Raw genomic sequence first — 23,715 nt, forward strand, 5'->3', positions numbered from 1 at the left:
CCTGCTGCACCGCCTGGTAGCGCCGTTTGAACTCCTGCTGCTGCACCTTGTGATCCACGATGGGATCCGGATAGCCACAGCTTCGCCGTTCCCGCAAAGCCCAGGATCCCTTGGGGTCATCCCCCACCCACAGCAGAGCAGGCGTATCCAGCCCTGCCAGCTCCGGCAGATAGCGGCGGATGTACTCTCCTTCCGGGTCATAGCGGGCTGCTTGCGTGGCCGGGTTGAAAATGCGCAGGGGCTTGGGATCCGTTCCCACACCGGCGCTCCACTGCCAACCGCCGTTATTGGCCGCCAGATCCCCATCCACCAGCTTTTGCATAAAGTAGCGTTCTCCCCAGCGCCAATCGATAAGCAGATCCTTGGTCAGGAAGCTGGCCACAATCATGCGGCAGCGGTTGTGCATCCAGCCGGTTTCGTTCAGTTGGCGCATGGCCGCATCCACAATGGGGTATCCCGTCTGCCCCGCACACCAAGCCTGAAACCAGTCCTGCCGATTGTCCCACTCCAGTGCATCAAAGGCTCGTCGATAGGCTCCGGTTTCCACGTGGGGCCAGTGGGCCAAGACATGCTTGTAAAACTCTCGCCAGCACAGCTCCTGCCGCCAAGTTTGCAAGCTGCTTTCGGCTTCTTCGCTGCGCACCTCGGCCTCTACTTCTCGCGTGGCCTGCCAAACCTGGCGAATGCCGAGGGTTCCCCAACACAAGTGGGGGCTGAGCAGAGAAGTGCCCGGCTCAGCCGGGAAGTTGCGGGCTCGCTCGTAGTCCAAAATGCGCAAACCCTGACAAAAGTCTTCCAAAAGGGCTTGAGCCGCTGCTTCCCCCGCTGCTGGGATCCGCTGGTCGCAGACAAAGCCCAAATCTGCCAAAGTCGGTAGAGGCTGCGCTTTTAGTCCCGATACCGGCTGCAGACCCTCGGGGGTTGGGTAGGGATCCCGCTTGGGCAAGCTCGACCACCTGCGCCAGAAGGGAGTGAAAACCGAATAGGGCTCTCCAGCTTGGGTCAGCACTTCCCCCGGCCCATGCAGCAGCATGTCTTGGTAAGAGAAGGACTGGATCCCGGCTTCGGCCAAACCGGCCCGCACCCGACTGTCCTGCTGCAGGGCAAACAGCTCCACATCGGCATTCCAAAATACGGCCTTGGCTCCCAGGTCAATGGCCAAGCATCGCAACTCCACCAGGGGATCCCCCAGCCGCCAGATCAGCGGGATCCCCATCTGGGCGTAGCGCTCTTGGAGCTCTTGCAGAGCCTGAAGCAAAAAGGCCACCCTAGCTGGGGCCATGTCCGACCGTCTCAGCATCTGCGGGTCGAAAATGAAGACAGGCACCACCTGAGCGCTGCGCTGGGCTGCCTCATGAAGAGCTGTGTTGTCCCCTAACCGCAGATCGCGACGATGCCAAAGCAAAACGGGGGAAGTCATAGGCTGCCAAGCAATGGGATCCCATCTTGGCTGGTTGCCACCGCCTCTTTCAACTCACCCCCCCCAAGGCTGGGAGCCGGGGCGGCCAGAAGCTACATTCTAAAGAACCTTGAAGAACCCTATCAAAGCTCTAGACTGTCGAACACCCGACTGGGACAATAGCGGCAGCGCTCATCCGGCTTTTGCTGGCCATCGCTGTATCCCATCGCGTAAGCTGTATCCCCCAACATCACCACAAGCTGAGTCAGCTTCAGCGAGAGCAACGGGTCAAGCGGCTCCGTCACATTCAGCATGAACTGCTCAATGGAGCGCCGCAGCGCCTCTGGCATCTTGATCATCACGTCTCCATCCATCCATCGATGGCTTTAGGTATTCATACTCAAGGCAAGATGGACATGGACTCAGGATAAAGGTGGAAGGAAGAGATGCTCGTAGCATTGGCTACTGTTCTTGGGATCGAGCCGGCAAGGGCTGAGCTCCACACCAGCCAGAGCAGGCTTGCGGATGATGTTAGCCTAGGTATCCAAAAATGGCGACAGCGCGACGGGTGGCACGGGTAGCAGAGCTGATCAAACGAGAGGTCAGCCAAATCCTGCTCTCGGAGATCAAAGATGACCGGGTTGGGGCAGGGATGGTCAGCATTGTGGATGTCGAGGTTTCCAATGACCTGCAAAACGCCCGCATCTTCGTCAGCATTTATGGGGATGAGACAGCTCAACACCGGGCCATGGAAGGGTTAGCGGCGGCCACACCCTTTGTGCGGCGGGAAATCGGCCAGCGCCTCAGCCTGCGACGGGTGCCAACAGTGGTGTTTTTGCAGGATCGCTCTTTGGAGCGGGGATCCCGCGTTTTGGCTCTGCTTAACCAACTGAGACAGACCTCTGAGGCCCAGGAACCGGAGGGATCCCAAGCTGGGGTTGAGGACACCGCCGAGGGCGAAGAAAACGAATCGAGCGGCGAATAGTTGCACCATTTCGAGGGATCCGCGCTGGAGCTCAGCCTGCTTTGCACGAGAGAGCAAAGGATCTGCCTTGATGGCCACTAGATAGAGGGGCCTTTGCTTTGCAGCAATGCGGACAACATCCAAGAAAAGTTTTTGACGTTCGCGTAAGCGGGCCGGAGGCCCTGAAGTTCTTGGATTTGTTAGGCTTAAGGGAGCCATACAGCCCTTCCTCTGGTCATCCATCTGTACAGGACTCAATGTCTGCGGCACGCTTGCGCAAACCAGAGCGCTCTGCTCCAATGGGCAGCGGCGTTGTTGTGGTCAACCTGCGAAAGGGCTGTAAAGTTGCTGTTCATGCCTTTTCTGCCTTTTCATGGATGTTCAAAGCCCACTGCAACCGGATCCCTCTCTAGGGGGTGCTACTCCACTCCAAGCTCTGCAGGCCCTCAACCAGAGTGTTGCCGAAGCTCTGGTTTCCTGCTTGAAAGGGCAACCCCAACAGGCCACTCAGCACCTTTTGCTGGCTCTGCCGCAGCTCATGGCAGCTCTGGGGGCCTTGAGGCAAAAATCTTCCGTTCGCGTAAGCGGGCCGGAGGTCTTGGCCGAGCCTGCAGGCTGCCCTTCAGAAGCCCAGCCCAAGCGCATCCTTCACATCGAAGGCAACCGCGTGGAAGTGTGGGTGGATAACCAAATTCGCAGCAGTTGGAGCATTTGGTCGGTGGGAGATCTCAAGGAAGTCTGCCGGCTGGCAGAAGAGTTTGACTGTGGCCTCAGCTATTCTCTAGGAGAAAACTCAGAGTCTCAGTCGGAAATGCTGCTGTTGCCCCCCAATTCTGCTGGTGTGTCCGACCGACTCTCCAACCCCGTTCGCGCAAGCGGGCCAGACGCCTCAGGCTCCGCCGCCTAGTACCCTCAGCTTCGGTTGCTGCTTTTGCTGCTCAAATCCCCATGGCAGAACCCCAACGGCTACAGAAGCTCTTGGCTCAGCAGGGATTGGCCTCGCGTCGCCAGGTGGAAGCTTGGATCCTGGCCGGGCGCATTCGAGTGAACGGGAAGGTGGTCACTGAGCTGGGCTCCAAAGCCGATCCAGAGCGGGATCGCATCGAGGTGGATGGTCAGGTGATCCCTTTGACCAAGGATCTGGCGCGCCATGTTTTGCTCCTGCACAAGCCGGTGGGGGTTTTGTCAACCTGTGCAGATCCTTGGGGACGCAAGACGGTGTTGGATCTGCTCCCCCCACTCTGGAAACGGCAAACCCGCCTCTACCCGGTGGGCCGGCTGGATGCGGACAGCAGTGGCGCTTTGCTGCTCACCAATGATGGCGACTTGACCTTGAAGCTGACCCATCCGCGCTATCATCTGCCCAAAACCTACCGGGTACAGGTACAAGGGCATCCGAGTCAGGCCACTCTGCAACATTGGCGAGACGGAGTAGACTTAGAGGGATACACCACTCTGCCGGCGGAGGTGGAGTTTTGTCCTGCCCCGGATTTCCGGCAAAGGGAGCATCCCAATTGCTCCTGGCTGAGGGTGGTGTTGTTTGAGGGACGCAACCGGCAAATTCGGCGGGTGGCGGAGCGTCTTGGGCATCCGGTGCTCAGCTTACATCGGGAAGCCATTGGCCCACTGGGCTTGGGCAACCTGAAAGCAGGCCAGTTCCGCCAGTTGGATCCCCATGAGCTCCAAGCTTTGCTGGCCCCTCTCACCGGGCACAGCAGCTCATCCTCGCTCGGGAAGCGCCCTCTAAGGCCTCCGGCCCGCTCACGCGATTAGCTCGTCAGAGTCTCTAACTGAGTGCAAACTCTCACAATAGCCTCCTTTCTTCCGCAGGTGGCCAAATGATGCAAGAGCCAGCACACTCTTTAGAAGCCCTGGGATCCCTGTTGCGGCAAACACGGGAGGCACGGGGACTGACGTTGACAGAAGTAGCTAACGATACCTTCATTCGCTGCCAATATCTGCAGGCGCTGGAGGAAGCTGACTTGAGCCGGTTACCGGAGCCGGTGTATGTGCAAGGGTTTCTCAAGCGCTATGCCGACTATTTGGGGTTGGATGGCGAAACCCTCTCTCGGCGTGCCTCTCCGCTTTTATCGGCCAAAACCCCCCGCGCGCCAGCTCCTCTTGCTGTTGTCGGCCAGCAACCTGCCTTTGCCCTGCGTCCTCTCCACCTTTGGGCTGCTTATGTGGTGCTGATTGTGCTGACGGTGGGGGGATTGTCGGCTCTTTTGGAAGGCACAGGCAATCCCTTTGGGCGTTGGCTGGTGAGCCTGTCAACGGTCAGTCGGGAGGGATCCGGCCAGCAACCGCCTGCTGCCAACTCCCCGGATCCCACTCTGTCGGCAGCTCAGCCCACGGCCCGCCAACTGTTTCCCACCCTCGACCAATGGACGCGCATTCAGGGCGTCTTCCCCGAGGTCTTGGAAGCTCACTCAGGGGGGGCGGGGCGCAAGCCGGTGCGTCTGGATATTCGCGTGGTGGAGCGCCCTTCCTGGTTGCGGGTCATCGCCGATGGGCAAACGGTCTTCGAGGCCACCTTACAACCGGGGGCTGAGTTGAATTGGGAAGCAGAGCAATCGATTGTGTTGCGTACCGGCAATGCAGGCGGCGTGCTGGTGACCTTCAACGACCGGGAGCTTGGAGTGATGGGCCGATTTGGGGAAGTGAAAGAGCTGATGTTCGAGCCGGGGTTGGATATTCAGTCGCTGCAGTAGGAACCCAGCCAAATGATCATCCCGTTGCGCTTGGCGTTATCGGCGGCAGAGTAGGAGCAATCTCCCACCCTTGGGAGCCAAGCTGCTGCAGCAGGTGTCGGACTTTGTCTATGTCTTTATCGCCGGGGTGGCGTTCCACACCACTGGAGAGGTCGATGCCGCTTGGCTGAAGGTGGCTGAGTGCCTGCAGAACATTGTCCGGGTTCAGACCACCGGCCAGTAGCCAAGGCAAGGGCAGGGAGCGGTGGGCAAGTTCTGACCAATTCAGAGTTCGCCCCGTTCCACCCGCCTGTTGGGGGTGATAAGCATCCAAAAGCAGCATCTCCACACAGTCTCGGTAGAGATGGGCTACTTCCAGATCCGCCGGCTGGCGAATGCGCAGGGCTTTGATGCGGCGGATCCCGGGAAGCCATTCCCCCAATTGCTGACAATCTTGCGGGGATTCTTGGCCATGCAACTGGACAGCCGTGAGGCCCACCGTTTCCACCCAGGCGGCGATGGCGCGGGGATCCTGATCCAGAAAGACCCCCACCTTTTCCACAGGGCCGGGCAGGGATCCCACCCAACGAGCCATTTCCGAGAGGGGCAAATAGCGGGGGGTATTGGGCACCGCGATGAACCCAAGGGCACTCACCCCCAGCGCGGCGATGGCCTCCGCCTGATCCTGACGGGTGATGCCGCAGATTTTGACAAACAACCGGCCCATTGGGAGCACCACCAAAACAATTGGCTGCTGGTTCTTGGATGGTTCTGAGAGCGCTGATACATCTACTTTTGTTCAGGGCGCATTTGCAGAGGATCCGGCTGTTCCGGGTGAAGCTTGTTGATCCGGCGCACCATTTGCCATAGCCGTCCAAAGTTGCGCTGGTTGAAGTGCATCACCAGCCGTGGCAGATGGGCAATATCTTCCTCGGCTTCCTCCGGCAAGGCCCCAGTTTGCTCGATCCGGCCCGAATCGAGAATATCGGCAAACTCTTCGTTTAAGATGTCTAGGGCTTCCGGTGAGAGTCTGGTGTTCAAGCGCAAAACCAGGAGCTCCCGCACGTAGCGATTGCTGTGAAAGACGCGATAAAAATCGACAATCTGCTGACAGGCATCTCCCACATCGTCGGTTAGGGTGTAGAGGAAGAGATCCTCTGGGCTGATCAGGCCGCGACCGAGCAGGTGCTCCCGCACGTATTCGTCCCATTCTTTCCAGTAGCAGCCACCTGTTCTGTCCACCAGCACCAAGGGCATGAGCTTGGTTTTGCCGGTTTGCATCAGGGTTAGGCATTCAAAGGCTTCATCCTGAGTGCCGAAACCGCCGGGAAAAAGCACCAGCGCGTCGGTTTCTTTAACAAAAAAGAGCTTGCGCGAAAAGAAATACTTGAAGTTGATGATCCGATCGCTGGCAGCAATGACGGGATTGGCCATTTGCTCGAAGGGAAGCTGGATGTTGAGCCCAAAAGAGTTCTCCAGCCCTGCCCCTCGATTGCCGGCTTCCATGATGCCGCTGCCGCCCCCCGTCATCACCATGAACCCCCGTTGACTGATGCAGTAGGCGAACAACTGGGCCTGGCGATATTCGGGACTTTCTGGCCCCAGTCGTGCCGACCCGAAAACGGTGATCTTGCGTTGATGAGCGTAGTTTTGGAAGGCGGCAAACCCCTGCTCCAGATCCTCAAGAGTGGCCGCCAAGATCTTGGCATCCAAACGGCTCAGCTCTAGGGATCCCATGCGCTGCAGCGACTGCAAAATACGCAGCCAGGCTGTCCGGTTGGGGTGATGCTCCAACTGCTTTAGGCGAGTCTCAGCGTTGGAAAAAACCTCTCGCAGAAGGGAAGAAACGGAATCGGTCAAGCTGGGATCCTAAAGTTCTCTGGAATTACTTTAATCAGTTCTCGGCACAAAATGGCAGGTGGGTTCTAGTCCAGAACCCAAAAGTTACATTCTGAAACACCCAAGGCATAGCCCTCAGGCTTCGGTAGGTGTGTCGAAGTGCTTTTCCAAAATCGTGGTTAGAGTTGCCTTGGGTACGGCGCCAACCACCACATCCACTTTCTGGCCGCCCTTGAACAACATCAGGGTGGGAATGCTGCGAATACCGTACTGGCTGGCAGTTTGAGGGTTCTCGTCGGTGTTGATTTTTACAACCTTAACTTTGCCAACATACTGCTCAGCTATCTCCTGAACCACAGGAGCCACCATCCGACAGGGGCCACACCAAGGTGCCCAAAAATCAACCAGAACTGGAATATCGCTGCGCAGCACCTCTGCCTCAAAGGTGGCATCAGCGATATCTATTGCTGCAGACATGCCTGGATAACTCCTGAAACAACACCTGTCACGGTCTCTGATCTTAGCACAGCCCCCAGGCTGCTGGTGACCTCAGCCTGTTCCATTGCTACTACACGGAGCGTTCGCCAAAGGAACTGTCCCTTGGGATCCCGGCCTGAGACCTTCGCTCAGCCAACCGCAGCGCTAGGCAGTTTGGGGACGGCACCGAAAGCATCTGAGCCGTGCTGAAGCAGGCTTCTACGGCATCCATCAAAAGATTTGTCTTGGCAAGGTTCCCGGGATAGTTGAGTGCGTCATGACCAGGCTGCTCCTATCCTATATGATCACTTTGATTCAAACTAGGACACTGCACCCACACCTAAAACCTTGGTCGCGTCAGCGTTGCGGAGCAATAATGCAAAGGGCTAGAAAGCTTTTCTCAGTAGCCTAGGCGTCTCACCCTAACCTGAAACGACTGTAGTCATTTTAACGAGGAATGAAACTGTTCCATTGGAAGAGGGGTTGAGGATAGTTGTGGAAGCGACGCGGAGTAGTTGGGAAGTGTCTCAGCCTAACTTGAAATGACCATGATCAAGGCATAAACCTTTGTCTAGGTGGTCATGTATGGAACTCCCTTTGAATAAAAGCCAATCTATACCAACCGATCTGGCCAGCTTGGCCTTGGCGAGCCGGGATCCCTCAGACGGCCTTCAGACAAACACCATCGGCTTATGACGGATTTTCTCGAAAGCAGCCGCATCAAAACGGTAGAGGGTTGCCGGTCTGCCTGTTCCTTGGGAACTTTTCTGGCCGGTATCTTGCAAGATACCCAGTTTCAGTAGGCGGGCGCGAAAATTGGAGTAGTCGGAGAACCCCTCGCCCAAAACGGTGCCGTAGAGCTGGTAGACCTCCCCTAGCGTGAAGGTGGCGGGCAAAATGTCAAAGGCAATCGGACTGTACTCCAACTTGGCGCAGAGGCGACGGCGGGCGTAGCGGCAAATCTCTTCGTGGTCAAAGGCCAAGGGGGGAATCTGGTCGGCGGGATACCAGGCAATGCCCTCCACTCCGTCCGCCAGCAATTCAGCATCCTGGAACCGCACTAGGGCAAAGTAGCTGACCGACAGGTAGCGCACCCCATAGGCATCCTCGGCCTCGCGGGGATCCCGTTCCGGCCCCCCAAAGGTGTAGAGCTGCTCCAGATAGAGGTTCCTAACACGAATCTTCTCGGCCAAGATGCGATAAGCCGCTGCTTCCAAGGATTCTGAGCGCCGCACCAGCGTTCCCGGCAGAGCCCAGCAACCGCGGAAGGGATCCTCCCGCCGCCGCACCAGCAGCACCAGGAGGCGATTCTGCTCAGTGTCGATGGAGAAAATGACCGCATCCACGCCCACCCGGAACTCCGCCAAGGCGATCCGGTTCTCCGATGGGCCTGCCACGATGCGGGATCCCTGCATAGCTTGGCACTGAATCCTCCACCAACAGCCTACCCAGTTTGTCCCTCCAGAGGGAGCTACCAGCCTGGACCACCGTCTTGCCAGTCTAAGCCCTATCTGGGGCGAAGGCTTTCGTGTCGCGGGGAAGATGGGTTGCTAAAGGTGTGCAAAAGAACCTCGATGTCAGGCAACACTTTTGCCTTTTGCCCGATTTGGCTCTTTTTCAGCCACAGATGGCCCCTCAGAGAGGGGAAACAGCCGACCTTGTCTGACAGCGATCTGAACCCGCGTGCCCACAGGCAGAGCTTCCCGCGCCAGAGCGTGCAATTCTTTGCCGGCTGCTGTGATCAGGCAATAGCGGTACTCTCGCCCCAAAAACTGCCGATCCCGAATGACAATGCCTCCCTGAGGATCAGGGTGCAAATGCAACTCCTCCTGGCGAACCATCAACTCTGCGCAGCGTAAACCGGGGTCGGGCTGATCCCTCAAAGCCTGGAATGGGATGTGCAGCAACTCTTCAGCCTGCCAACCCAACTCCCGCCGCTCGCAGCGGAGAAAGTTGGCTTGGGTAATGAACTCTGCCACAAAGCGGGTAGCCGGCTCCCGATAGACCTCCTCCGGGGATCCCCATTGCTCAATACGGCCTTCCCGCATCACCGCCACCCAGTCGGAAAGGCAGAGAGCCTCCTCTTGGTCGTGGGTGACAAAAATGGCCGAGGTCTGGGTTTGCTTGAGGATTTTGCGGATTTCTTCCCGCAGGTAGTAGCGCACCTGCACATCCAAATTGCTCAGGGGCTCATCCAACAGAATTAAGCTGGGCTTGGGGGCCAAAGCCCGCGCCAAAGCCACTCGCTGCTGTTGCCCACCCGAAAGCTCGTGGGGATAACGATGGGTGTAGTCTTCCAGGCCCACCAACCGCAACACCTCGTAAGCTCGTTCGCGCGCCTGCTGAGACGGATTTGGCAACTCGGCCAGGGGAGAGCGAGGGTCGCTGCGCAACGCTGACGCGGTCACACCGGTGAACCGTAGGCCATTCACGACAGTGGGCCGTAGGCCAAACATCACATTCGCCAACACATCCAAGTGGGGAAAAAGGGCAAAATCTTGAAACACCAACCCCACTCCCCGTCGCTCCGGTGGGATCCACTGCCCCTCCCCGGCCACAACCTGCCCCCCCAGGAGGATCCGCCCGCTATCCGGCTGCTCAAATCCGGCAATGGTGCGCAATAAGGTGGTTTTCCCACAACCTGATGGGCCCACAATGCTGAGGATGTCTCCTTGGGGCAGGCGAAACTCGACTTCCCGCAAAACCAACTGCCGCTGGCCGGGAAACCCCTTGCTGATGCCCTCGAGCTGAAGGATGTAGGAGGGATCCTCGCGCACGGCAGTGGGACTTGGAGAAAACAAGAACTCAGCCATGACGGTTGTTGTTGCAAAAGATTTTCACTATTTTTACCACACTACCATGTCCCCGGATCCCGTCCAACCGGATCGAGATCCAACAGCCAGCAGCCAGATCTTGAGCAGGACAGAATAAGGTTTCTACGCCTCGCCCTGATTCCAAGCGAAGCAGCGGAAAATCAGTGTTAAACTTAGTTAACGAAGTTTCTCAGGCCTGGGCGGCGCTTGCTTGTGTGGCGCACTCCAGAGGCTTGTTCTAAATGAGTTTTGAGACAAAGTTTCCCGAACGTGCTCTGATTACAGGGGCCAGTCGAGGGATCGGCAGAGCTGTAGCCCTAGCCCTAGCTCGACAAGGGATAGCAGTAGCTCTGGTGGCCCGTTCCCAACCTGATCTGCTGGCGGTGCAAGCCCAAATCCAAGCCCAGGGCGGCAAGGCAGCGATTTTTCCCATCGACTTGGCCGACCTAGCGGCTCTGCCCCAGCAGTTGCAGGCTCTCCTGGATCGATTTGGCGTCTGCGATGTCTTGGTCAATAATGCGGGCATAGCCCATGTTGGCCCCTTGGCCACCTTACCCTTGTCGGATTGGCAGCGAGTGATCGACTTGAACTTGACGGCAGCTTTTCTGTGCGCCCAAGCCGTACTTCCCGGAATGCGCCGGCAGCGCTTCGGCACGATTGTGAACGTCATCTCGATTGCGGGCAAGCGAGCTTTTCCCAACTGGGGAGCCTACTGTGCCAGCAAGTTCGGCCTGATGGGCTTTTCTCAAGCTCTGGCCGAAGAGGAGCGACAGCATGGCATTCGGGTCACCAGCTTGTGCCCTGGTGCCGTGGACACGTCCCTCTGGGATACGGGCACGGTAGGGGTCAACTTCGACCGCTCCAAAATGCTCTCGCCGGAATGGGTAGCCGATTTGATTGCCTACATTGTTCGGTTGCCCACAGGCGCGGTGGTGGAAGATCTCACCTTCATGCCTGCGGTGGGAGCCTTTTAGACCTGGCTGGTTTGGGGTTGCCCGTGACTTGGGAGGGTTTTGGCTATCGCAGCCTTTGACTGGATGCCACCTGAGCTGAGTTGCATGCACCGAGTTCTCTTAGCCTTTCGTTAACCAAGGAATATCCTGCTATGACCCTTGCGAAACCCGGATCTGGCTCGCAATCTCGAATGGATGACAAAGCCCATTTCAAGTCTCGGGTGATTCGAGATCGAGCCACTTTTGCGGAAGAAGAATTGGGTAGCTCGGATGTCTCAGATCCGGCTATGGTGGCGGCGGTGGAGACGCTGCTGCGGGGGATCGGGGAGGATCCCCAACGGGAGGGGCTGCGAAAAACCCCGGAACGAGTGGTTGCGGCTTTGAAGTTTTTGACCAGTGGGTATCGGCAGTCTTTGGAGGAGCTACTGAACAGTGCCATCTTTGATGAGGGCCATGACGAGATGGTGCTGTTGCGGGATGTGTCTCTGTTTAGCCTGTGCGAGCACCATCTGCTGCCCTTTATCGGCAAAGCCCATGTGGCCTACATCCCCAAGCAAAAGGTGGTGGGCCTGAGCAAAATTGCCCGTATTGTCGAGATGTACTCCCGTCGCCTGCAGGTTCAGGAACGCCTGACACGGCAAATTGCTGAAGCCTTGATGGAGGTGTTGGATCCCTATGGGGTGGGGGTGGTTATCGAGGCTACCCACATGTGCATGGTGATGCGGGGGGTACAAAAGGCCGGCTCCTGGACGGTCACCAGCTCGATGGTGGGGGTGTTTCAAGAGGATCCCCGTACCCGTGAGGAGTTTTTGAGTCTTATTCGCCATCCGTCCAATTTTTAGGGAGCTTCCCGGAGCTTTGCCGGTGGTTGGGTTGAGTTAACCCTCTGCTCAGGCTGGGAATACTAGCCTAAGATTGACTCAAACCCTGCCAGAAGCGAGGCTTGTCATGAGCGAGGTCAGCCCCGAAAACCAGTTTCCCACCGATTTGGACTCCAATTGGCAGCCCCCGGCTCCGCCGGTCATGCAGCGTCCGTCTCGTCCGGCTGCTCCGGTGCCCCCGGTGGAGCCTCCAACGCAACTGGATCCAGTGCTCGGTTCAGCCTCCCAAGGGACGGGATCCCGGCCTGTCAACGCCAAAAACCCCCCCAACCCCATTCTGGGTCGGCCCCTTCCTCCTGGTGTGGCTGTCGCTCCCCCTCAGGTACCGGTGCCTGTGCCCGATCCTGTCGATCCCCCTCGAATGCCCCCGCCCACTCCGGCTCCGGCTGCTGCTGCTCGGCCTCCAGTGTCGCCACCTGTCCCCACTCCTGCTGCCCCGCCTTTTGCGCCACCAGCTCGCCCAACGGCTGCCGGTCGGATCCCGGTGGCTCCAGCTGCTCCTGCGGGCCTGACTCTGCGCCAACTGGTGCAGGAAGCCTATGACAAAGGCTACTCCGATATTCATTTGGGGGTGGGGGAAGTGCCTCGCTTTCGGGATCGGGGGCAAATGCTTTTGACCAACTACCCGGTCACCACCACCGAGATGTTCTATGGCTGGCTGCGGGAAAGCCTGCCGGAGAGCCAAATTCGCCAGTTTGAGGAATGTTTGGAACTGGATACTGCCATCCAGTACGAGGGTTTGGTGCGGTGTCGGGTCAACTGCTTTGTTTCCCTTCTTGGCCCGGCTATGGTGATGCGTCTGATCCCGTTGAAAATTTTGACGCTGGAGCAGTTGCGGGCACCGGAAGTGCTAAAGCGCATTGCCGAAGAGCACAAAGGCTTGGTTTTGGTGACCGGCCCCACCGGATCCGGTAAGTCCACAACCTTGGCAGCGATGGTGGACTACATCAATTCCAACTTTCCCAAACACATCATTTCCATTGAGGATCCCATCGAGTTCGTCCACCAGAGCAAGAAATCGATGGTGCGGCAGCGGGAGGTCGGGATCCACACCCTGGAATTTGCCAATGCCCTGAAAGCCTCTCTGCGGGAAGATCCGGACATCATCTTGATTGGGGAGATGCGGGATCGAGAGACGGTGGATATTGCCCTGAAGGCCGGCCAGACGGGCCACTTGGTCTTTGGAACCCTGCACACCAACAGTGCCGTCCGCACCATCGAGCGTCTGCTGGGGATTTACAAGCCGGAGGAACAGGAGCCGATGCGCCTGCAACTGGCAGAAACCCTGGTGGCGATCATCGCTCAAACCTTAGTGCGCACCACCGATGGCAAGCGAGCTGCGGCCCACGAGATCATGCGCAACACCGATGCCATTCGCGACTACATCAAGCGGGGGGCGGTGGACGAAATTGAGGAACTGATCGCCGACGGCTCCTATGAGGGCATGTGTACCATGAATCAATCCCTGTTTAGGCTTTACCAAGAGGGGCGGATTACCGAAGAGGTGTGTCTGGAGGCTGCCCCACGCCGCAATGAGATGGCCCAATGGCTGCGAGGCCGGATCTAGGGCCAGTCTCGAGATGGAGTCACGCCAAAGTGCTTGAGGGAAGGTTTGCCCTATCCTAAACTGGGAGCAGCCGGCGGCGCTGGTTTGCCGAGCTACCTGCTCATCTCTTGGGCCGACCTTGGGCTGGGGGGATGGGTTGCGAATTGATGAACCGAATTGAAAGCAAGTTAGAAAACAGGAGAATCCCTACCGTGAGCGTGATCAACCAGATCATCGAGACCGCGGATGACCAGCTGCGTTACCTCTCAGTTAGCGAACTGGAAGCCATCAGGAATTACATGACCACCGGCGAGAGGCGCTTGCAAATCGCTCAGGTGTTAGCAGAAAACAAAAAGCGCATCATTGACCAGGCCCAGAAGCAGCTATTCGCCAAGCGGCCCGAGTACGTGCAACCCGGTGGCAATGCCTACGGTGACAAGCGCTACAACCAATGTTTGCGAGATTACGACTGGTATCTGCGTCTGGTGACCTATGGCATTATTGCCGGCAGCAAAGAGCCGATTGAGTCTATCGGCCTGATAGGGGTGCGGGAAATGTACAATGCCCTCAACGTACCCATCGCCGGCATGATCGATGCGATTGTCTTTTTGAAGGAAGCTGCCCTCAGCTTGTTGGAGCCGGCGGCAGCCGCTGAAGCCGCCCCTTACTTTGACTACATCATCAATGCCATGAGCTAGGGAACTACAGGGATCCCAAGGCAGCCCGGGCATGTACGGCCACCTGTTCTTGGGAATCCTGGGCCAGCCGGGTCAGTCCGGCGCGAGCGGCTTCTGTTCCCAACTTGGCCAGGGCAATGCAGACGCGGTAGCGCAGTTGCCAGTCGTCGGAATCAATGAGGGGATCCAGGTAGGGGATGGCCCGCGGATCCCCCAGATCGCCCAAGGCAGCGGCAGCGGCTGTGGTGATCAGCTCGCTCTTGTCCTGCAAAGCTTCCACCAGAGTGTCGAAGGCGGCAGGGTTCCCCAGCTCTCCCAGGGCAGCGATGATGCTAAACCGTACCAGCCACTCCGTTTCTCGCCGATAAGCTTCCAGGAGATCGGCCAGGGCCTGTGGCTGCTTGAGATCCCCCAGGGCAGCGGCGGCAGCAGCCCGCACATCGAACTCCGGATCCTCTCGCAAAGAGCGCTGCAAAATGGGCAACAGTAGGTTCGGATCGACGCCAGACAGGGTGCCCATCTGGCTGATGGCAGCATAACGGACGCGGGCATTCTCGTCGTGAATCGCTCGCTGCAGCAATGTCAGGGCTTCTGGCCCAGGCAGTTCTCTGGCTTTGTTGACAGCGCGCAGCCGATTTCCCAAGTCTTGTGAGTTCAACAGCTCCAGCAAAGCGGGCAGTGCCGGAGGATCCCCAGAGGTTGTTGTCATATCCCATTCTCTCCATAACCCTCCTCGGCCATAGCGAGGGAGGAAAAGCCGATGTTATTATCTTGAAGCAGTGCATCCAGTCCCTTGATCTTATGGCCTTATTGCAACAAGAGAAGCAGCAGATCATTGAGAGCTATCGACTGCACGACACCGACACCGGTTCTGCCGAGGTTCAGGTGGCTCTGCTCACCAGTCGCATCAACCAGCTCTCTCAGCACCTTCAGAGAAACCCGAAGGATTTCAACTCCCGCCGCGGCCTGCTGATGATGATCGGTCGTCGCAAGCGTTTGCTCAACTACATCGCCAAGCATTCTCCTGACCGCTTCCGGGAGCTGGCCGAACGGCTGAACATCCGGGTGAAAAAGTAGGCAGCCCATCCAAAACGCTATCGGAGATCTGTCTTCGTGGGCAAATCCAGCCGCCAGTCCAAAACCTTTCGCCGTCGCTCCCCCTCCGCCTCTGTTGAGGTGGAGAAGAAGCCGGCCAAGAAGGAGCCTGTTGCCGTGATTCCCCCTGAGGTCAGCCGGCGGATGGTGCGGCGGATTCTGGTGTTTTCTGGGATCCCTTCGGGGCTGGGCCTGAGCAGCTTTTTTGTGAATTACTATCTCTTGACCAACCACGTGGTTCCTCTGCCCCCCTACTTCACCTTGGCAGAGTCGCTGACCTTGTTTGGCCTTGGTTTTTTGGGCATCAGCTACGGTGTGTTCTCAGCTTCCTGGGATCCCGAGCCGGGATCCCTGCTGGGAATTGGAGAATTCCGGCGCAATTTGGGCAACATCATCCAACAGTGGCGGGAATCTGCTGCCCGATCTTCTGAATCTTCCGACTCTGGAGAAGCTTGATTCTTCTCCCATCGCCTTTTCCAGGCCGGTTGCTGCCTACAATCAAGAGGGATCCAAGTCCATTCTGGCGGCAGCGGCTACCCCCAGTTCTCCAGCATGAAAATAGCCTACTTCGACTGTGCGGCGGGCATTGCCGGCGATATGTGTCTAGGAGCCCTGCTGGATTGCGGGGTGCCTTTGGAGTACCTCAACCGTCAGCTCCAGGCGTTGGGCATCGAGGGGGAATATAGCCTGCAGGTGAGCCGGGTGCAGCGGTGTGGGCAGCCTGCTCTGCAAGCTGTGGTGGAGGTGCTGGGATCCCAGAGTGGGGGATCCCTTGCTCGGCATTGGGCAGAGATTCAGGCTTTGATCGCGGGATCCCAGCTTTCCCCAGCCATTAAGGCCCGCAGCTTGGCGGTGTTTGAAAAGTTGGCGCAGGCGGAAGCAAAAGTCCATCAGATGCCTGTGGAAAAAGTGCACTTTCACGAAGTGGGGGCAGTGGATGCTTTGGTGGATATTGTCGGCACTTGCATTGGCCTAGATTGGCTGCAGGTGGAGCGGGTGTTGTCATCCCCCCATCCTGTTGGGGGCGGCTGGGTGAGCACAGAGCATGGCAAATTGGCCGTGCCGGTGCCGGCGGTGATCGAGTTGTGGGAAATGGGCCGCGTGCCGGTGTTCAGCAACGGGGTGGAAGCGGAGCTGGTGACCCCCACAGGAGCAGCCTTGGCTGTGGCGTTGGCGGAAGAGTTTGGCCCCTGTCCGCCGATGCGGGTGGAAAAAGTGGGGCGTGGGGCCGGTGCCCAAGAGCTGCCCATTCCCAACGTGTTTCGTCTCTGGATTGGGGAAGCCGATGGGGGAGAGCTAACGGAAACGGTATCGGTGTTGCAGACCCAAATTGACGATCTCAACCCCCAAGTGGTTGCCTACACCTGCGAGCAGTTGTTGGCCCTCGGGGCCTGGGACGTGTTTACCCAGCCGATCACCATGAAACAGGGGCGGCCGGGGATCCTGCTCACCGTTATCTGTCCGCCGGATCGGGTGCCGGAGTGTCAAGATCTCATCTTCCGGGAGACCACCACCCTGGGCATTCGCCACTTCCAACAGCAGCGCACCCTACTGGAGCGGGTCATTGAGCGGGTGGAAACCCCTTACGGCCTGGTAGACATCAAGGTAGCCCGCCACCATGGCCGCATCGTCAACGCTCAGCCGGAGTTTCGCGATTGTGTGGCCCGCGCCCAGGAGTTTCACGTGCCGGTTCAGACGGTGTGGCTGGCGGCCCAATCGGCTTGGCAAAGCCGGTTGCAAGGTTGAAGAGACACCGAACCTGTTCCACCCCCAATGGAATTTGCTCCTATTGAACACAGATTGGCAGCCGTGGCCTGCTAGCCTGAGAGATGTCGATCTTGCTCTCTCCGCCGACCGCAAAAATGGAATCCCAAGCCTCTCAATTTAACTTCGACCGCAAACTGTGGGATCGGTTTATCACGGTGGCCCAGCCCTACTTTTACCCCAGAGTACGCTATGGGGGCTGGATCTTTTTGGGCTTGCTGGCAGCGGCCATGGTGTTTGTGGTTGCCCTGATGTTCTTTGTGGAGATTGGGGTAACTTTGGTCGGTCAAGCCCTGTTCCCGGAGTTTTTCACCAATGTGGCAGCCGGATTGGTGGCGCAAACGAAGAGAAACTTGTCCTCGCCAGTGCTGTGGGTGGCCTCGGTCAGCTTGGCTTTGAGCAGCCTTTGTTTTGGGGCAGTGTGGCGGCAGCTTCGCCAGCGCTGGTTGCAGTGGGTGCTGCTCACCTTTTTGCTGTTTCTGTCGCTGACGGTCAACCGGCTGAACGTGATGATCAGCTTTATCTTTCGGTTTATCGACACAGCTCTGCAGCAAAAAGAAGAGCCCACTTTCTGGCAGTTTTTGATTATTTATGGAGTGCTGATTATCTCAGCTATTCCCATTTTGGTGATCTACCGCTACACTCGCCTCAAGCTAGGGCTGTTTTGGCGAGAATGGCTGACCGATCATTTTCTGGATCGCTACTTCGATCAGCGGGCTTACTACGAGCTGGATTCCAACGCCGCCAACACCGAAATCGACAACCCCGACCAGCGTATATCAGAGGATGTCCGCTCCTTTACCGGCACCACCCTTTCCTTCCTGTTGGACATCCTTGACTCGATTCTCACCCTCTATGCTTTTACTGGCATTCTCTATGGTATTTCTCGTCCGTTGGCGTTGGGTCTGGTGGTCTATGCCACTATCGGTACTGCCATCGCCATTTTGGCCGGTCGCAAGCTGATCAAAATTAACTTCGATCAACTGCGCTACGAAGCTGATTTTCGCTACAGCTTAGTGCACGTGCGGGATAATGCCGAGTCCATTGCCTTCTACCAGGGAGAGGATCAAGAACTCAGGCAAATTTTGCATCGCTTTGGTGCGGCCTTGCGCAATTTTAATTTGCTGATCATCTGGCAGGCCATCATCGATATTTTCCAATACGCCTACAACTATTTCACCCGCATTGTGCCCTATGTCATCGTCGCCCCCCTTTACTTCAGCGGCGTGCGAGATTTCGGCACCATTACCCAAGCCACCATTGCCTTCAGCCAGGTGTTGAGCGCCCTCTCCATTGTGGCCAACCAGATTCAAAGCATTTCCAGTTTTGCCGCTGGGATCAACCGCTTAGGCTCCTTTCACGAGTCTCTGGAAGATCCGGCGCTGCGCCACACCGGCGCTCGGGAAAGCAACATTCAAACTCGCATTGCCCAGCAATTGGCGCTAAACCACGTCACTTTGCTCACCCCCAATTCAGAACGAACCCTGGTGCGGGATCTCTCCTTCGCCTTGGAAGCCGGCCAGCGGCTTTTGATTGTCGGTGTTAGCGGCAGCGGCAAAAGTTCCCTGTTGCGGGCCATTGCCGGCCTATGGACCAACGGCCAGGGATCCATCGCCCGCCCAGATACTCAGGAGATGCTCTTTTTGCCCCAGAAACCCTATATGCTGCTGGGATCCCTGCGGGATCAACTGCTCTATCCCAAACGCCGCCGAGACCTCACCGATGAAGATCTCATCCGAGTCTTGGCCCAGGTGAACTTGGGGGACTTGCCGGAGCGGGTGGGCGGCTTTGATGTGGAGAAAGATTGGGCCAGCACCCTCTCCCTAGGGGAACAGCAGCGCCTTGCCTTCGCCCGCATTTTGATCACCCAGCCCCGCTACGCCATTTTGGACGAGGCCACCAGCGCCCTGGATGTGGCCAACGAAAAACTGCTCTACCTGCAGCTGCAACACCTGAACACCACCTACATCAGCGTTGGGCATCGCCCCACCCTCCTGGCCTACCACGACTTGGTCTTGGAGCTGCAGGGGAATTGTGCCTGGCAACTGTGGTCGGTGCAGGAGTATGGTGCCCGCCTAGCCCTGGCCAGCTAGCAGCGCCGACATCTCCACCTGACTCAAATGACAAGCTTTGCGGGTTTGGAACAAAACCCGGATAAGAGGCTGACTTTTCCAACTGGACGCTCTTCAAAGGAGGTGATAGCCTGTTATTCACAAGTATTCCGACCGGTTTACTGGAGATTATCAATGCCCCCCATGATCCCATCCGAGGCCAAGCGTTCCAAGGTGGAGCAGATCAAGGCAGACAGCCACTTTCTACGGGATCCCCTTCAGCAGGAGCTGGCCCAAGACACCACCCATTTCAGCGAGGCGGCGGTGCAGGTGCTCAAGTTCCATGGCGCCTACCAGCAGGATGACCGGGATCTGCGGCAGCAACGGAAGCAGGAAGGATTGGAGCGGGCCTATTCCATCATGTTGCGCACCCGCATCCCAGGGGGACACGTGCCCCCCCAGCTTTACTTGACCCTGGATCGGCTGGCCGATGAGTACGGCAATGGCACCCTGCGAGCCACAACGCGGCAAACCTTTCAGTTGCACGGGATCCTCAAGAAAAACCTCAAGGCCACCATAGCCAGCATTCTCAAACAGATGGGATCCACCCTGGCCGCCTGCGGCGATGTCAACCGCAACGTGATGGCACCGGTTGCCCCCTACAAAAATCGCCCTGCCTATCGCTATGCCCAAGAGTATGCCCGCAAGCTGGCGGATCTGTTGGCTCCGAAGACCTCTGCCTACTACGAGATCTGGGTGGATGGGGAGCCGGTTCCCATCCCACCGGTGGATGAGGAAGTGCGGGAAGCAGAGCAGTTTGTGGGCAACGGGGTGCGCCTGGAGGGGCCAGAACCTCTGTATGGCCCCGTCTATTTGCCCCGCAAGTTCAAGACAGCCATCACCGTAGCTGGGGAAAACACGGTAGATGTGTACTCCCAGGACCTGGGCTTGATTGTGCTCACCGACCGCAAGGGCAACTTGAAGGGCTTCAACATTGTGGTGGGTGGGGGCATGGGGCGTACCCACGGCAAGGAAGAAACCCAGCCCCTTTTGGCCCAAAAGCTCTGCTTTGCCCCGCCGGAATCGGTGTATCGGGTTTGCCAGGCCGTTTTGGCGGTGCAGCGGGACTACGGCAACCGCTACGACCGCAAGCAGGCGCGGTTGAAATACTTGGTGAGAGACTGGGGGATCCGCAAGTTTCGCCGCGTTGTCGAGGAGTATGTGGGGGAAAAATTGCCCCGGTTTCGCCCCCTACCCAAGTTTGTCCCCAACAGCGACGACTACCTAGGCTGGCACGAGCAGGGGGATGGCCGTTGGTTTTTGGGCATTTCCATCGAAAATGGCCGTATCCAGGACACCCCAGAGCGACAGCTCAAGACGGCACTGCGCCGGATTGTGGAAGCCTTTTCTCTGGACATGCGGCTGACCCCCACTCAGGACGTGATCTTTATTGACATCGAGGATGGCCAGCGGGAGGCCATCAACCAGATCCTCAAATCCCACGGGGTGCTTTCCAAGGAAGAGATCCCCCAACTGGTGCGGCTGTCGATGGCCTGCCCTGCCCTGCCCACCTGTGGGTTGGCGATTACCGAGTCGGAGCGGGCTTTGCCGGGGCTGGTTCGCCAGTTGGATCGGCTGTTGCAGGAGCTGGATCTGCAGGATTCGCCCTTTTTGGTGCGCATGACCGGCTGCCCCAACGGCTGTGCCCGACCCTACTTGGCGGAACTGGGATTGGTGGGATCCGCCCCCGATGGCTACTACCAGATTTGGCTGGGAGCCAGCCCGCAGGGGGATCGCCTGGCGCAAGTGTTTCAGGATCGGGTACACATCAGCCAGATCGTGCCGCTCATGAGAGTTCTCCTGCAGGTCTACAAGCAGGAGCGCCGTCCTGGCGAGAGCTTCGGCGACTACTGCCACCGGATGGGGATCCCCTATTTGCAGGCCCAAGTTCAGCAAAGGGATGGCGTTTTTGCCTGAAGGGATCCCTCAAAAACGAGACCAAGCCTGTAGCCATTCCCGGAGCGCTTCCAGCCATCCAAGCGGTTCAGGCTTGGTTGCTTCTGGAGCTTGCTCCTCGCCAGTCGGCAAGCTGACGGGGTTGGGATGCACCCTATAGACTCGAATGGGTTTGGCGTTGGGAACGGGTTTCACCGAAAGAGGCTCCACCTGCAGGAGTTGCCCTTCCACGGCTCGATACACAGCTGCCGAGATGAGCAACCGGGAGCTCTGTTCCTCAGACTGTTCCCCCCCTTGCGAAACATCCTCAACCGACTCCAGCCAGGTGGCAAGCTGAACCGACTTCCCGAAGGCGGACAACCGCTGCGGATCTTGGGGATCGAGGGGCAGCAAAAGGACTGGGCCGTAGTGGATCCCGAGGGTGAGCTTAACCTGGGGGTAGGAGAGTTGCCGCAGAGACCTGTTCAACTCCGCCACCGACTGTCCAAGCGCCAATCCCGCCTGCAGTGCCTGCTGTACGGCCAGCTCGGGTTGTTTTAAGCCAAACAAGGCCAAACTTCTCAGCCCGCTCTGGTTGGCCAGTACTCCCCCATGTTGCTGCACCAATGCTCCCATCTGGGTGAAGTAGCGACCCAAGGTGTAGACAACATCGTAGGGAAAGTTCTCCTCGTCGAAGTTGGCCGTCCCCCGCAGGGAAGCGCTGAGAATGGCGGCGGTGACTTGGCTGCCGACCGAATGGGCCTGCAATTGATGTTGAGCTACTTCCACATCTGCTTTATCGATCACCAGCCGTTGCAGGGTGACATCTCCAGTGATGCGGGTTTGACAGGCCAGACGAATATGTACAGGAAGGTCTAGCCGTTGAGCTAACTTCTTCTCGGCAGGAGTCATGCTGCGGCAGTTTTGGCTGCCTTCCAAAATCAGGATGCGACAGGTGGAGCAGGCGGCATTGCCCCCACAGGCATGGACATGGCGCACCCCCGCCTTGAGCAGATTTTCCAGAACCGTGAGCAGGGGATTGGCTTCCAAGGTGAGGTTGTCGGGGTAACAGGTGATCCGCATGGTTAAGAGGGAGTGAGGGGTGGCAAAAAGATTCAGCACTACCTAAATTCAGTACGGCATTGCCCTCCCCTTGGATGCTGTTTTCAAAAGTTTTGGGTATTGGGTAACCTCACCCCGCAGCCTGCCCCGGCGCCGATGATAGAGTACAGAGGAGTCTTCTGCGCGAGCCCTTTATGCCTCAGTCCAAACCCCAAGAATCCCCAGCCCGCAAGCTCCTCAACATTTTGCTGCTGGTGGTGGGCACGGTAACTTTCTTGGGCTTCTCCTTTGGCCCGCTATTCCAGGCCCTCGGGCCTTCCGAATCTCCAGAGGCCAGCCTGGTAACCGAGCAACTGCGGGCCCAGGCAGACGGCTATCGCGTCGTGCTGGAGCGGGAGCCGGATAACCCCATTGCCCTGCGGGGGTTGATCGACACCCAACTGCAATTGAACGAGCCGCAAGGGGCCATTGAGCCGCTGAAGAAGCTGGTGGAACTGGAGCCCGAAAATCGGCAACTGCGAGCTTTTTTGGCCCAAATCCAACAGGATACGGGGGATTTTGAAGGGGCGTTAGAACAGCTCCAGCTCCTTCACGACAGGGATCCCAAAGATGGCCAGGTGCTACAACAGTTGGTGGATGTGCAGCTAACCCTGGGCCGCACCTCTGAGGCCATTGCCCTACTGGAGAAGCATCTTGAAGAAGCGCCGGAAGATAATGATGTGCGTTTGCGCTTGGCTTTTGTCTACGCCCGCAACAACCAGACTGAGAAAGCTGTAGTCCTCTACGACAAGTTGATTGCGGCGGATCCCAGTGATTTCACCCCCGTGTTGGGCAAAGCCATAGCCCTCAGCTCCGCCACCGATGAAAACCTACGGGCAAAAGCGCCTGAGCTGTTTGAGCAAGCAGCCCGGCTGGCCCCGCCCCAAGTCCGGGAGCAGATTCGGCAACAGGCAGAAGTTTATGCCCAGGTGAACCGGCCCCAGACGGTCGAGAACCAAAACAGCAACCCCTCCCCCTGAGCAGGTTTTCAACCGTTAGGCTAATCCAGGTGTTGAGAAGCTGATCCCTGACGGTTCTCAGTTGACCCGATAGGGAGAGCTACGGAAAAGACTCAAGTGCCTTTTCTACAGAGGGGTAGATCTCGTAAATGGCATCCAAGCCGGTGATGGAGAAGAGCAGCTTGACCTGCTCCTGCAGGCTGCAGAACTTGAGTTAATAGCCCGAAGCGCGGCAATGGCGATGCGCCCAAACCAGAACCGACAACCCCATGCTGTCGATCAGGCTAACCTGACTAAGATCCAACAAGAAATGTCCCGGTTTCTCGGTGAGAATTTGGCTTAGCTCTTTCCGTACCTCGCGGGCAATCGCGGCGTTGAGCCTTTCACTGTGCAATTTCACAACCGTAACAGGGGATCCCTTGTGGCTGAGCTGGATGAAGACATCCATGAAAAGCCCGTCAGGTTTGAGGGGGGATGGGCACAGGCACGATGGAACCAAACTGATTTTGAGTTGCTAAATCACCATGAGTATGAGTTTGTCTTCCCTGGGCTTCTCTTGCAAGCATTCTTG

24 protein-coding genes and 1 pseudogene are annotated in these 23,715 nt (G+C 57.8%); 15 read left to right on the forward strand and 10 right to left on the reverse strand.

The window, feature by feature from the left end; genetic code table 11:
- Both NW838_RS04585 and NW838_RS04590 read right to left on the reverse strand, forming a co-directional pair.
- Positions 1–1,420: cryptochrome/photolyase family protein (locus NW838_RS04585; protein WP_414427583.1), on the reverse strand; the 1,420-nt coding region annotated here is incomplete at its 3' end.
- A 122-nt stretch (positions 1,421–1,542) separates the two neighbouring features.
- Positions 1,543–1,758, reverse strand: coding sequence for a hypothetical protein (locus tag NW838_RS04590; protein WP_414357659.1), 216 nt, complete (start codon positions 1,756–1,758; stop codon positions 1,543–1,545).
- Between the two features lie 191 nt (positions 1,759–1,949).
- Between NW838_RS04590 and rbfA the strand changes: the two genes are divergently transcribed.
- The 5 genes and pseudogenes from rbfA to NW838_RS04615 all read left to right on the forward strand — a co-directional run bounded on the left by rbfA (position 1,950) and on the right by NW838_RS04615 (position 5,074).
- Complete coding sequence (gene rbfA / locus NW838_RS04595) at positions 1,950–2,384, forward strand: 30S ribosome-binding factor RbfA (RefSeq protein ID WP_414328963.1); 435 nt, start codon at positions 1,950–1,952, stop codon at positions 2,382–2,384.
- Between the two features lie 352 nt (positions 2,385–2,736).
- Positions 2,737–3,270, forward strand: a complete 534-nt coding sequence (locus NW838_RS04600; protein WP_414427584.1) for a hypothetical protein — start codon at positions 2,737–2,739, stop codon at positions 3,268–3,270.
- Positions 3,271–3,311: 41 nt separating this feature from the next.
- Complete coding sequence (locus NW838_RS04605) at positions 3,312–4,136, forward strand: pseudouridine synthase (RefSeq protein ID WP_414341863.1); 825 nt, start codon at positions 3,312–3,314, stop codon at positions 4,134–4,136.
- 68 nt (positions 4,137–4,204) lie between these two features.
- Positions 4,205–4,414 (forward strand): annotated as a pseudogene (locus tag NW838_RS04610) (helix-turn-helix domain-containing protein); the annotation flags it as partial.
- A complete protein-coding gene (locus NW838_RS04615; RefSeq protein WP_414328967.1) occupies positions 4,412–5,074 on the forward strand; it encodes a DUF4115 domain-containing protein in 663 nt (220 codons plus the stop codon). The pseudogene NW838_RS04610 and the gene NW838_RS04615, both read left to right, overlap by 3 nt.
- Positions 5,075–5,090: 16 nt before the next feature.
- Here the strand turns inward: NW838_RS04615 and NW838_RS04620 are convergent, their stop codons facing one another.
- The 5 genes from NW838_RS04620 to NW838_RS04640 form a co-directional block, all read right to left on the reverse strand.
- Positions 5,091–5,780 (reverse strand): phosphoribosylanthranilate isomerase, encoded by a 690-nt coding sequence (locus NW838_RS04620; protein ID WP_414357650.1) that lies wholly within the window; start codon positions 5,778–5,780, stop codon positions 5,091–5,093.
- A 62-nt stretch (positions 5,781–5,842) separates the two neighbouring features.
- Positions 5,843–6,913 (reverse strand): LOG family protein, encoded by a 1,071-nt coding sequence (locus NW838_RS04625; RefSeq protein ID WP_414357649.1) that lies wholly within the window; start codon positions 6,911–6,913, stop codon positions 5,843–5,845.
- Between the two features lie 114 nt (positions 6,914–7,027).
- Complete coding sequence (trxA, locus tag NW838_RS04630) at positions 7,028–7,369, reverse strand: thioredoxin (protein ID WP_414427585.1); 342 nt, start codon at positions 7,367–7,369, stop codon at positions 7,028–7,030.
- Between the two features lie 671 nt (positions 7,370–8,040).
- Entirely contained in the window at positions 8,041–8,766 is a 726-nt protein-coding gene (locus NW838_RS04635; RefSeq protein WP_414427586.1) for an NUDIX hydrolase, read from the reverse strand.
- Positions 8,767–8,946: 180 nt separating this feature from the next.
- Positions 8,947–10,182 carry an ABC transporter ATP-binding protein gene (locus NW838_RS04640; RefSeq protein WP_414427587.1) on the reverse strand — a complete coding sequence of 412 codons (1,236 nt, stop codon included), beginning with the start codon at positions 10,180–10,182 and terminating at the stop codon, positions 8,947–8,949.
- A gap of 242 nt (positions 10,183–10,424) precedes the next feature.
- Here NW838_RS04640 and NW838_RS04645 point away from each other — a divergent pair, with 242 nt between their 5' ends.
- The 4 genes from NW838_RS04645 (at position 10,425) to apcD (ending at position 14,260) form a co-directional block, all read left to right on the forward strand.
- The gene (locus NW838_RS04645; protein WP_414357537.1) at positions 10,425–11,156 is read left to right on the forward strand and encodes an SDR family oxidoreductase; all 732 of its coding nucleotides are present in this window, start codon (positions 10,425–10,427) and stop codon (positions 11,154–11,156) included.
- A gap of 131 nt (positions 11,157–11,287) precedes the next feature.
- A complete protein-coding gene (folE, locus tag NW838_RS04650; RefSeq protein ID WP_011431859.1) occupies positions 11,288–11,977 on the forward strand; it encodes a GTP cyclohydrolase I FolE in 690 nt (229 codons plus the stop codon).
- A gap of 316 nt (positions 11,978–12,293) precedes the next feature.
- Complete coding sequence (locus NW838_RS04655) at positions 12,294–13,583, forward strand: type IV pilus twitching motility protein PilT (RefSeq protein WP_414357540.1); 1,290 nt, start codon at positions 12,294–12,296, stop codon at positions 13,581–13,583.
- A 191-nt stretch (positions 13,584–13,774) separates the two neighbouring features.
- The gene (gene apcD / locus NW838_RS04660) at positions 13,775–14,260 is read left to right on the forward strand and encodes an allophycocyanin subunit alpha-B (protein WP_011431857.1); all 486 of its coding nucleotides are present in this window, start codon (positions 13,775–13,777) and stop codon (positions 14,258–14,260) included.
- Positions 14,261–14,264: 4 nt separating this feature from the next.
- Here the strand turns inward: apcD and NW838_RS04665 are convergent, their stop codons facing one another.
- A complete protein-coding gene (locus tag NW838_RS04665) occupies positions 14,265–14,948 on the reverse strand; it encodes a HEAT repeat domain-containing protein (protein ID WP_414329553.1) in 684 nt (227 codons plus the stop codon).
- 92 nt (positions 14,949–15,040) lie between these two features.
- On the opposite strand from NW838_RS04665, the gene rpsO reads away from it, so the two are divergent.
- From rpsO to NW838_RS04690, 5 genes are all read left to right on the forward strand, one after another.
- A complete protein-coding gene (gene rpsO, locus NW838_RS04670; protein WP_011431855.1) occupies positions 15,041–15,316 on the forward strand; it encodes a 30S ribosomal protein S15 in 276 nt (91 codons plus the stop codon).
- Positions 15,317–15,352: 36 nt separating this feature from the next.
- Positions 15,353–15,790 (forward strand): photosystem II biosynthesis protein, encoded by a 438-nt coding sequence (locus NW838_RS04675; RefSeq protein ID WP_414427588.1) that lies wholly within the window; start codon positions 15,353–15,355, stop codon positions 15,788–15,790.
- Between the two features lie 96 nt (positions 15,791–15,886).
- Positions 15,887–17,080, forward strand: coding sequence for a nickel pincer cofactor biosynthesis protein LarC (larC, locus tag NW838_RS04680; RefSeq protein ID WP_414357535.1), 1,194 nt, complete (start codon positions 15,887–15,889; stop codon positions 17,078–17,080).
- A gap of 116 nt (positions 17,081–17,196) precedes the next feature.
- Positions 17,197–19,191: an ABC transporter ATP-binding protein/permease gene (locus NW838_RS04685; protein WP_414357534.1), complete on the forward strand. Its 1,995-nt coding sequence runs from the start codon at positions 17,197–17,199 to the stop codon at positions 19,189–19,191.
- 153 nt (positions 19,192–19,344) lie between these two features.
- A complete protein-coding gene (locus tag NW838_RS04690; protein ID WP_414427589.1) occupies positions 19,345–21,126 on the forward strand; it encodes an NADPH-dependent assimilatory sulfite reductase hemoprotein subunit in 1,782 nt (593 codons plus the stop codon).
- Positions 21,127–21,135: 9 nt separating this feature from the next.
- Here the strand turns inward: NW838_RS04690 and NW838_RS04695 are convergent, their stop codons facing one another.
- Positions 21,136–22,206, reverse strand: coding sequence for a 2Fe-2S iron-sulfur cluster-binding protein (locus NW838_RS04695; RefSeq protein ID WP_414357532.1), 1,071 nt, complete (start codon positions 22,204–22,206; stop codon positions 21,136–21,138).
- Positions 22,207–22,340: 134 nt separating this feature from the next.
- Here NW838_RS04695 and NW838_RS04700 point away from each other — a divergent pair, with 134 nt between their 5' ends.
- Positions 22,341–23,165, forward strand: coding sequence for a tetratricopeptide repeat protein (locus NW838_RS04700; RefSeq protein WP_414357531.1), 825 nt, complete (start codon positions 22,341–22,343; stop codon positions 23,163–23,165).
- A gap of 193 nt (positions 23,166–23,358) precedes the next feature.
- Here NW838_RS04700 and NW838_RS04705 read toward each other — a convergent pair whose 3' ends face one another.
- Positions 23,359–23,592 carry an STAS domain-containing protein gene (locus NW838_RS04705; protein WP_414427590.1) on the reverse strand — a complete coding sequence of 78 codons (234 nt, stop codon included), beginning with the start codon at positions 23,590–23,592 and terminating at the stop codon, positions 23,359–23,361.
- Positions 23,593–23,715 lie beyond the last annotated feature (123 nt).

It is taken from the genome of Synechococcus sp. R55.2 (assembly GCF_047462075.1).
GTDB lineage: Bacteria > Cyanobacteriota > Cyanobacteriia > Thermostichales > Thermostichaceae > Thermostichus.